We start from the raw sequence: 781 nt of genomic DNA, 5'->3' as shown, positions 1-781 counted from the left end.
CTTTAGGTGTAGTTAGCCAGCCAAACATCGTCGGCGCTAGTGTCGACGATGTTTGAACCAGTTTTTACACACTCTGGGCCATCCGCGACCAGCTGCAAACGACACGTCGCAGATGTTCAGCCAGACGAAATCAAACCAGTCCCTTTCTCACGAAATACTCGCTCTGCAATTCACAGCTTGTAGCCAATCTGCCGCAACAGGTTCTTGCGCCACTGGATGTCTTCATCGCCTTCAATGTCATTGGCACAGAAGCCATCCACTACGCCCAGGATTGCTCGCCCTTGTTGCGTCTCAGCGAGAATCACTTCGGTTGGATTGGCGGTTGCACAAAAAACACGGCATACCTCTGGAACCATTTTGATGGTGTTTAACACGTTCAGCGGATAGAAGCCGTCGCCCAGGAAAATGATGAAGCTATGGCCTGCGGCGATGGCTTTCGCATTCTTCTGTGCAAGTTCAATCATTGAGGTATCGGTGCCAGACCATCGCACCAGGCACTWGCCAGAGGCTTCACAAAAGGCCACGCCAAACTGGATACCTGGCACGGCATTAACCAGCGCTTCGTGGATGTCCTCGACGGACTTGATGAAGTGCGTCTGACCCAAAATGAAATTCGTCACATCCGGTTTATCGATTTTCCACGTGATGAGTTGCATCTCAAACGCCTCCTTTCACGATGTTGCTACCAGAGTCTGTCAATAAACCAAGCATAGCTACTCGTTGGTTATCGCTCCGTCCTCTGAAGGAACCCGAGGAGACCCTGACTGGGCCACGCTGGCTC

Annotated in this window: 1 protein-coding gene; it reads right to left on the bottom strand. The window is 51.8% G+C overall.

Going from position 1 to position 781, the window contains the following annotated elements; all coding sequences use genetic code 11:
• Positions 1-170: 170 nt before the first annotated feature.
• Entirely contained in the window at positions 171-656 is a 486-nt protein-coding gene (locus AC1DVH_RS32125) for an adenosine-specific kinase (RefSeq protein ID WP_477757166.1), read from the bottom strand.
• Positions 657-781 lie beyond the last annotated feature (125 nt).

The sequence above is a fragment of the Pseudomonas sp. P4_C3 genome, assembly GCF_056402075.1.
Note: the sequence above shows the minus strand (reverse complement) of the source record. Positions and strands in the feature narration are given on the sequence as shown.